Origin of the sequence: Streptomyces cavernicola (genome assembly GCF_029968035.1) — a bacterium.
Lineage (GTDB): Bacteria > Actinomycetota > Actinomycetes > Streptomycetales > Streptomycetaceae > Streptomyces > Streptomyces cavernicola.
This window is the reverse complement of the sequence record NZ_JASCIQ010000085.1, coordinates 1-6,119: the sequence shown is the minus strand read 5'-3', so window position 1 is coordinate 6,119 and position 6,119 is coordinate 1. Positions and strand designations below refer to the sequence as shown.

Annotated in this window: 5 protein-coding genes and 2 pseudogenes; 3 read left to right on the top strand and 4 right to left on the bottom strand. The window is 67.3% G+C overall.

The window, feature by feature from the left end:
* The first annotated feature begins 649 nt into the window (after positions 1-649).
* Complete coding sequence (locus QIS96_RS37510; RefSeq protein WP_282547370.1) at positions 650-1,021, top strand: thioredoxin family protein; 372 nt, start codon at positions 650-652, stop codon at positions 1,019-1,021.
* A gap of 61 nt (positions 1,022-1,082) precedes the next feature.
* Here QIS96_RS37510 and QIS96_RS37505 read toward each other — a convergent pair whose 3' ends face one another.
* The 3 genes and pseudogenes from QIS96_RS37505 to QIS96_RS37495 form a co-directional block, all read right to left on the bottom strand.
* A complete protein-coding gene (locus tag QIS96_RS37505; RefSeq protein WP_282547369.1) occupies positions 1,083-1,235 on the bottom strand; it encodes a hypothetical protein in 153 nt (50 codons plus the stop codon).
* 325 nt (positions 1,236-1,560) lie between these two features.
* Complete coding sequence (locus QIS96_RS37500) at positions 1,561-3,162, bottom strand: recombinase family protein (protein WP_349017443.1); 1,602 nt, start codon at positions 3,160-3,162, stop codon at positions 1,561-1,563.
* A 63-nt stretch (positions 3,163-3,225) separates the two neighbouring features.
* Positions 3,226-3,681 (bottom strand): annotated as a pseudogene (locus tag QIS96_RS37495) (ribosome small subunit-dependent GTPase A); the annotation flags it as partial.
* Between the two features lie 290 nt (positions 3,682-3,971).
* Between QIS96_RS37495 and QIS96_RS37490 the strand changes: the two are divergent.
* Entirely contained in the window at positions 3,972-4,634 is a 663-nt protein-coding gene (locus QIS96_RS37490) for a hypothetical protein (RefSeq protein ID WP_282547368.1), read from the top strand.
* A 122-nt stretch (positions 4,635-4,756) separates the two neighbouring features.
* On the top strand, positions 4,757-5,554 hold the full coding sequence (locus QIS96_RS37485) for an IclR family transcriptional regulator (RefSeq protein ID WP_282547367.1): 798 nt from the start codon (positions 4,757-4,759) through the stop codon (positions 5,552-5,554).
* 246 nt (positions 5,555-5,800) lie between these two features.
* Here the strand turns inward: QIS96_RS37485 and QIS96_RS37480 are convergent.
* A pseudogene (locus tag QIS96_RS37480) lies at positions 5,801-6,119 on the bottom strand (serine hydroxymethyltransferase); the annotation flags it as partial.

Genomic DNA, 6,119 nt, shown 5'->3' with positions numbered 1-6,119 from the left:
GCCCCCCCCCCCCCGCCCCCCCCTGGGGGGGGGGGGGGCCCCCCCCCCGCCGGGGGGGCCCCCCACCACCGTCATCTCTGGTGAACATCACGGCCCGCACTCGTCCAGCCACCGCCCGGGAGGCGGTGACCGTCCGGCGTAGTTCTTGGACCGATACATGCCGGACCAACGGCAAGTGTGGGCGGAGGTAGCAGCCGCCCGCCTGGACGAGCAGCTGGAGGTCGGCCGACCCCGTCGCCGTGGACATCTGCCAGCACTGGTACGACACAGAGCCAGCCACCGCGCTCATGCTGGGCGCCAGTTACGCCCGCTTCTGCCGAGCGACTGCGGCGGCCTGCTGGTCCTCGGCGGCACCCACAAGAAGTGGGCCAGAACCTAGAGGTCAACAACACCGGCCACACCGTGGACAGCCGAGTGCAGGTCGGTTGACAAGTGAGTTCACGACCTGGCGAAGATCGCGTTCAATGGCGATCTTCCGCAGGCCACAGCGATGAGAAGCGGGTAAGGAGCCTGATTCCGTTCGGGTTTAGGCACCGGCGCGCTCGGACCGATGGGGTCACCTGTGCCCGATCATGAACCAGAGCGAGGTAGCTGAGCCACAGGTTTGACGAGATCTCGCACTGGAGTCGGACGATTACGGGAGGCATACATGGCAGGAACACTGACGGAGGTCACTGATGCCGATTTCGACTCGGTCGTTCTCAAGTGCACCAGGCCCGTTCTGGTCCACTTCTGGGCGCCGTGGAGCGGTCCATGCAGGCAGATCACCTCAAGCCTTCAAGCGATCGCCGCGGAGCACGGCGACAGGATCGAGATCGTCAAACTGAACACCGACGAAAATCCGACGATCACATCAAGGTGCGGGATCATCTCCATCCCGACGATGAACATCTACCAGGGTGGGGAGGTCGCGAAGACCATCACCGGTGCCAGACCGAAATACGCCATTGAAAATGACCTTCATCGGCATGTAGCTGTGGTCGGCGCCGAATGCCTCCCGCCCCGGGGATCAGGTGGATGAGTGATCTACTCGTACGCCCAGGCACGGCCGCTTTGTCGGTACTCCTCGACAGGAATGGGATCTACGACGGTCCGCATCCGGGCGGTGCAGAGGAGGCCGTCGAGGTGGTCGACCTCGTGGTGGATGAACCGGGCCAGCCGCGCTCGTAGACGGTGGTGACAGTCTTGCCGTCCAGCACGGCGGTCTGCACGGTGATCCGCAGCGGGCGGGGCACCAGGCCGCGGGCGTCGAAGAAGGACAGACACCCCTCGTACTGCTCGAAAACGAGCGTCGCTGCAGGTCAGGCACCTGCTGACGGTCAGGACCGCAGTTCGAGACATCCAACCGGTGAACTTCATGACGAAGTCAACCAGGTTCGCCCCATTGGTGCGGACTAAGCGGCTCGCCGTCCAAGGCGCAGGCCGGCCCCGGTGGGCAGGCGCGCTCACTGCGCACCGGCCCACCGACAGCGATCAAGTATCCGCGACTGGGCCCCACAGCGGTGTCAGCCGACCTTGAAGAGCGCAAAGACCCAGGTCAGATGTTGTCTGACCTGGCTCTCAGGCAACCCACTGCGGAACGATCCTGTCGAGGATCGGCGCATGGTCCCCGGGATAACGCGCGGGGGTAATCGTCAACGCCTTCAAGACGCAGCCCAAGAGCATGCGCCGATCCGTGAGCGTCGACTCCGCCCACGCGTCCGCCAGCGCCGCGCCGTCCGCGAAGAAGACCGAGAGGTCGGCCTCCCGCGCGAGCTCAGCGGCCTCAAGATCAAGCGCTTCGATCACTGCTGACTGCTCAGCCGACAGCGCCTTGAACCGGTCTTCCGCCAACGTGCCCTCGACATAGAAGTCGTGTTCCAGCTTGTCACGGCGCGCCCTGGCCGCATCAAGGCCCGCGAGGACCTCCTTACGGCGAGCTTCCTTCTCCACGTCGTGGAGGACCGCCCAGCGTCGGACGATGGCGTCAAGGCCCGGGGCTCCGAATTCGAGGGTCGAGACATGGCTCAGCCACATCGCTTCGACCGCTGCGTCTATGCGCTCTGCCCGGACCACCACGCCGGGGCACGCGTCCTTGCCGTACACCGCTCGGGTGCGACACCGGTACATGCGACCACGCTCGCCGCCGCTGCCGGTCATCGGCTTCCTGCAGAGGGGGCAGGAGAGAATTCCGCCCAGGAACGTGGTGTGAGGGCGCTTTCCCCGCGAGCCCCCACCCATCTTCGTGACCCGCGCTTCGATCAGGGCGAGAATCCTGAGCCTCTCCCCCGGACTGACGACACCCACGCCGATCACTACCGGGGTGCCTTCAGCATCGCGCACAGGTTCAGACGAGGGCACCCAGACATCGAGGGGCTGACCGTGATCGTCGTGCAGCCTGTCCTTGGTCGGCAGCAGGCCCGCCCACGCCGTCGAGCGCACCATGCGCGTGATCGCGCGAGCGTCCCACCGGGCGCCGTCACGTGTCCTGATTCCGTCCCGTTCCAGGTCGTGGGCCACTCGCATCGCGGATTTCCCGGTCAGCAGCTCGTCCGCTATTCGACGGGCGTGCGGATACTCGGCCGGGTCCGGCTCGATCCGTCCCGATCCTTTGGGGGACCGGACGCCGTACGGGGTACGACCGCCCGGCCACCGCCCAGCAGTCCGTGCCGCGCTTTTTCCGGTCGTTACCCGAAGGGTGAGGTCCTTGATCTCCTCGCGGGCACGTTCGGCCAGGATCGCGAAGACGATGCGGGTGCCCGGCTGGCTGGAGTCCAGGTTCTCCTGAAGCACGAAGAGACGCGCCCGCCGGCGATCGAATTCGTCCAAGGCCGTACCGATGGCGGCCATGCCTCGCCTGTCGAAGCGGTCCGTCTTCCACACCGCGAGCGTCTTGACCTCGCCGGCCATGACAGCAGCCATCGCGCCTTCGAGCTGCTCCCGCCGTACGTGCTGCTTGGAGGCGCTCCTCTGCTCCAGCCAGACCTTGCGCACGGTGAGCCCCTGCCGGTCCATCTCACGGCGCAGGTCACGCCATGCTGCTTGAGAGTCTCGACGGTCTCCCGCTTCTTGCTGCGCCGGAGGTAGAGGTCGACCAGGGCCTTCCCCGCCACTTCCTCGGGAGCACCGTCCCGGAACTCCTCTGCCGCCATCTTCGCCATATTGCCCTCCTACAACACAGATCCGGCCGCTCCAAACGGCATCCGTGCAGGTGAGGGCTGCTGTGTACTTCTAGGCGCTCTCTCAGGCAAGGGCCAGGAACCGTTCGATACGGCCCAGGTCGAGCTCGACGGCAAGCGAGACCGCGATCACGGCATGGTCGACGTTGACGGCGAGGATCTGGCCCTCGGACCGCTTGGACGAGGTGTTGCGCAGGAACGCGGTGTGCCGCTGCAGCAAGGCACGCACATAGCGCGGGTCGCCGTCCTCCGGGTCGAGGGCGGCCCAGTCGCCCGTGCAGACGACCTTGGCGGGGTCGCGCGGCACGACGAACTCGGTGTCGGCCCGAACCGTGCCGCCCGGGGTGACGACATCGCACTGGCCACGATCGACCCGCACGACCCGACCGGGCACCAGGCCCTGCTCGGCGTACGGGGCGAACTCGGCCTCGCGGCCCGCGTCCCAGCCGTACGGGGACAGCGGGTGCGACGAGGACGGGGACAGCGGAGAAGAAGAAGTGGAAGAAGCAGAAGAGGAATTCAAGGGGAACCCTTCACAGGGTGGCCCCGGCTGCGCCTCAACGGCGCGGTGTCAGTGGGTGGTTCAGCCGGTGACCACAGGGGTGGAAGTGACGCACTTCTGAACGCGGGCAACACCCGCAGCAGCGACAGTCATCAGTCACACCTCCCGGTACACACAGCTGACGAGGACCGCTCGACGCGGCCTCTCGGAACAGGACCAAAGATAGGGAAGCCCGGTGGCGAGACGCCAACGGTTTTTCGCGGCGTCCCACACAGGACGCCCTGTAGCTGATCACCGTGAGGAGAAAGCGCGTGGACGAAGGCGCGTTGGCGGCATCACTCGCCGAGGCCGGCCTGGACTACCAGGGGATGGTTGATCCGCTGACCCCGCTCATTCCGCCTGCCATTGCGGGATTCGCCGATAGTTGCCCTGCACCGGACATGAGCGAAGTCATATCGCTGCCATCTGACGATCCACAACTCCGAGAGACGGCCAATTCCGCATGGCATCGACTGTCCGTCGGGAATGGACTCTTCACCGAGAGCACCCCGGAGTTCCTGCTGGCCGTCAACTGCGCGGAACCCGGAACCCCTCGAACGCTGTGGTGGTCGAAAGTCGCCTTGCTGAGTTCATGGGACATCGCGGGTGCAGGCGGGGCCACCGGAATCCTTGGGAACGGGTACGGCCACCCGGCGTTCGTGATGCTGTCCCTTGAGGGGAGCGTCGTCGTGCGAGGCACTCAGGGAGAGCAGTACCCAGAGTTCATCGCGGTGCGCAGCCCTGGTGAGGTGGAGTTGTTCCAGCAACGCGGAACGTGGGCAGCCGGACGGCCCCGAACCGGAGAGTTCACGATCGCCGCCATTGAGCGCTGGCTGGCCGGCTCTCGGCTTGCAGCTCGCCCCGCACCCATCACTGATAGTGACTGCTTGCTACGGAGGGGAGGTAGGGGGTGTGGAGTCGTGATTGCGGGGTAGGCGCATCCGACGCCCAGTACAGCAAGGGGAAGCGGCAACGATGCGGTGAGTCCGGACACTTGTGTGGACAGGTGGACCCTGCCACTTGCCTCGGGGTTGTTTACTGTGCGTATAGTTTCGTCATGAGCAACCAAAGTCCAGATAGTGGAACGACGACGTCCCAGGCTGGCGGGGTGCAGTCCGTCGATCGCGCCATCACGGTGTTGGAGATCCTGGCTCAGCGCGGCGAGGCCGGAGTCGTGGAAGTGGCCGCCGAGATCGATGTTCACAAGTCCACCGCGTTCCGTCTGCTCGGTGCGCTCGAGGCCCGTGGCCTCGCGGAGCAGACCGGTGACCGCGGCAAGTACCGGCTGGGCTTCGGGATCGTACGGCTCGCGGGCGCCGTCACCGGTCGCATCGACGTCACGCAGCAGGGCCGCGCGGTCTGCGAGCGGCTCGCGGAGGAGATCGGCGAGACCGTCAACATCGCGGTGATGCAGGAGCACTACGCGATCAACCTGTACCAGGTGCGCGGCCCGTCGGCGATCACCGCACAGAACTGGGTGGGGCAGCTGACCCCGCTGCACGCCACGTCGAGCGGCAAGGCGCTGCTCGCGTACCTGCCCGCCCAGGAGCGTGCGGCCATCCTCGCCGAGGCCGGGCTGCGGAAGATCACCCCGCACACGCTGACGGCGAAGACGAAGCTCGAGAAGAACCTCGCCGAGGCCCGGGAGCGCGGCTACTCCTGGACGCTCGAGGAGATGGAGATCGGCCTGCACGCGATCGCCGCACCGGTGCGCGACCGGGACGGTGACGTCATCGCCGCGCTGAGCGCCTCCGGCCCCTCGTACCGCCTCACCGAGGAGCGGATCGAGGAGATCGCGCCGGCCCTGATCAAGGGCGCGGACGAGATCAGTCACCGCATGGGCTACCTGGGCTGAACCCGGGCCGGCCTTCGCCCGCTGCCGAACCCGCACCACCGGCCCCGCAACCGGCCTGCCCCCGGTCCGCCCTCGGCCCGCCCCCGGCGCAGGACCTGCGCCGCACAGCTGCTCCCGGCCCGCGACGCTCCGCCACAGGAGCGCGTCGGGACCGGTCGAGCGGCAACTCCCCGGTCCCGACGCGCTCACACCGGACCCCTCGGTCACGCCGGCCCCCGTCGGCGGACCTTCGAGGATCCGGGTCTCTCACCGCTCGTAGAGCGGGTGCTTCTCGGCCAGAGCGGTCACGCGGGCCTTGAGGGACTCGGTGTCGAAGCCGGGCTTGAGGGTCTCGGCGATGATGTCGGCGACCTCGCGGAAGTCGTCGGCGTCGAAGCCGCGGGTGGCCAGGGCCGGGGTGCCGATGCGCAGGCCGGAGGTGACCATCGGGGGCCGGGGGTCGTTCGGGACGGCGTTGCGGTTGACGGTGATGCCGACCTCGTGGAGGCGGTCCTCGGCCTGCTGGCCGTCGAGGTCGCTGTCGCGGAGGTCGACCAGGACGAGGTGGACGTCGGTGCCGCCGGAG

Bases quoted from the DNA above. Each gene is read 5' to 3' on its own strand.
- QIS96_RS37510 (WP_282547370.1), top strand. From the start codon at position 650: ATGGCAGGAACACTGACGGAGGTCACTGATGCCGATTTCGACTCGGTC.
- QIS96_RS37485 (WP_282547367.1), top strand. From the start codon at position 4,757: ATGAGCAACCAAAGTCCAGATAGTGGAACGACGACGTCCCAGGCTGGC.